Below are 2,140 nucleotides of genomic sequence, written 5' to 3'. Positions count from 1 at the left end.
GGGTCGGCTGCCGCGCCGCCGGTGGTGCCCGCGCCGGCGCTGCCGAACCGGCCGCCGTCCACCACCGGAGCGATCGGGCCGGACGGCGGAAATCCGCGGGTGAGCGTGCCGGCGTCCAACCCGTCGGTCGGCTCCGCCGGACGGCGCACGGCAGGCGTCCGTGGCGGGCGGCAGGACGGCAATGCCGACCTGGCCGGCACCGTCTACGGCGGCGGCGAGGGAGCCGGTTTCACCACGATCGCGATACCCGCCAACGCGGTGGAGACCTCCGGCTCGTTGACCGGGCACATCCTGGCCCAGGGCTGGGCGGACACGCCAGCCGAGCGGTCCAGCAACACCCGGGTGATGATCGTCCTGGCCGCCGCTCTGGGCCTGCTGGTGGCGATCAGCATCATGGTCGTCCTGCTGGCCGGCGACGCCCTGGACGGTCTGGTGGGCAACGTGCTCAACGGGTGAGCCAGTGAGTGCGAGCGATGGTGAGTCCGCCCACTACGGTTGGACAACCGGCTGGCGGCTTCGCCGGACCGCCGTACACTTGCTGAGATCACTGACCTGGCGCGCGTGGTGCGTGCCCATGGGCGATCTTGCGGGCGATCCGGCGGCACAGCCGCGGCAGGCCATCGCGAAGATGCGCCCCGCTCGAAAGGCTTTTGTTGACCACCTCTGCTGACCCCAGCACCGTAACCTCCGTTTTCGACTCAGCCCCGGCCGCCGACACCGTCGAGCCGGTCGACTTCGCCGGCCTCGGTCTGCCCGAGCCGCTGGTCCGCGCCCTGGCGCGACAGGGCATCACCACCCCGTTCGAGATCCAGCGGGCCACCGTGCCGGACGCGCTCGCCGGGCGGGACGTGCTCGGCCGTGGCCAGACCGGCTCCGGCAAGACCCTCGCGTTCGGTCTGCCGCTGCTGGCCCGGGTGGCCACCGCGAAGCCGGCCCGGCCGATGCGTCCGCGCGCCCTCGTCCTGGTCCCCACCCGGGAGTTGGCCATGCAGGTCAACGACGCTCTGCTGCCCCTGGGCAAGGCGCTCAACGTGTTCCTGAAGACCGCTGTCGGCGGTGTTCCGTACGACCGCCAGATCGACGCGCTGCGGCGCGGCGTGGAGATCATCGTGGCCACCCCGGGCCGGCTCGGCGACCTGATCGAGCGGGGCATCTGCCAGCTCGACGACGTCGAGGTCACGGTGCTCGACGAGGCCGATCAGATGGCCGACATGGGCTTCCTGCCCGAGGTGACCGAACTGCTGGCGAAGACGCCCGCGAACAGCCAGCGGCTGCTCTTCTCGGCCACCCTGGACGGTGACGTCGACGCGCTGGTCAAGCGGTTCATGACCGACCCGGTCACGCACTCCACGGCACCGTCCACCGCCTCGGTGTCCACCATGGATCACCACATGCTGCTGATCCCGCCGCACGAGAAGTTCCCGGTGGCCGCCTCGATCGCCGCCCGGGACGGTCGGACCATGGTCTTCGCGCGCACCCAGCTCGGGGTGGACCGGCTGGTCGAGCAGCTCGCGGCCGTCGGCGTACGCGCTGGTGGGCTGCACGGCGGCAAGACCCAGCGGATGCGTACCAAGACGCTTGCCGAGTTCCGTGAGGGCCGGATGAACGTGCTGGTCGCCACGGACGTCGCGGCTCGGGGCATCCATGTCGACGGGGTCACCCTGGTGCTGCACGTCGACCCGCCGAAGGACCCCAAGGACTACCTGCACCGCGCGGGGCGTACCGCCCGGGCGGGCGAGTCGGGCGCGGTCGCCACGCTGGTGCTGCCCAAGCAGCGCCGCACCACGCTGGCGATGATGGAGAAGGCCGGCGTCGCGCCGGCCGAGACCCGGGTCCGGGTCGGGGACGCGGCGTTGGCCGAGCTGGTCGGTGCCCGTGAGCCCAGCGGTGTTCCGGTTCGTGTCGAGGCGGAGCCCCGGGGCTACGGCGACCGCTCCGGCGGCCCGCGCCGGTTCGACGACCGGGCCGGCGGCCCGCGCCGGTTCGGTGACCGCACTGGGGGCGAGCGCCGCTACGGCGACCGGCCCACCGGCGAACGCCGCTACAGCGACCGCCCGCAAGCCGACCGAGGCTACGGCGACCGCCCGCAGGGCGAGCGTCGCTACGGCGGCGACCGGCCCACCGGCGAGCGTCGCCACAG

At 73.0% G+C, this 2,140-nt stretch carries 1 protein-coding gene and 1 pseudogene; both read left to right on the top strand.

Annotated features, from left to right (window positions below; translation table 11 throughout):
- A pseudogene (locus JM949_RS38290) lies at positions 1–456 on the top strand (hypothetical protein); the annotation flags it as partial.
- Between the two features lie 197 nt (positions 457–653).
- Positions 654–2,140: DEAD/DEAH box helicase (locus JM949_RS35465; RefSeq protein WP_407664884.1), on the top strand; the 1,487-nt coding region annotated here is incomplete at its 3' end.

This window comes from Micromonospora tarensis, assembly GCF_016803395.1.
GTDB lineage: Bacteria > Actinomycetota > Actinomycetes > Mycobacteriales > Micromonosporaceae > Micromonospora > Micromonospora tarensis.
This window is presented reverse-complemented; position numbering and strand designations above follow the sequence as displayed.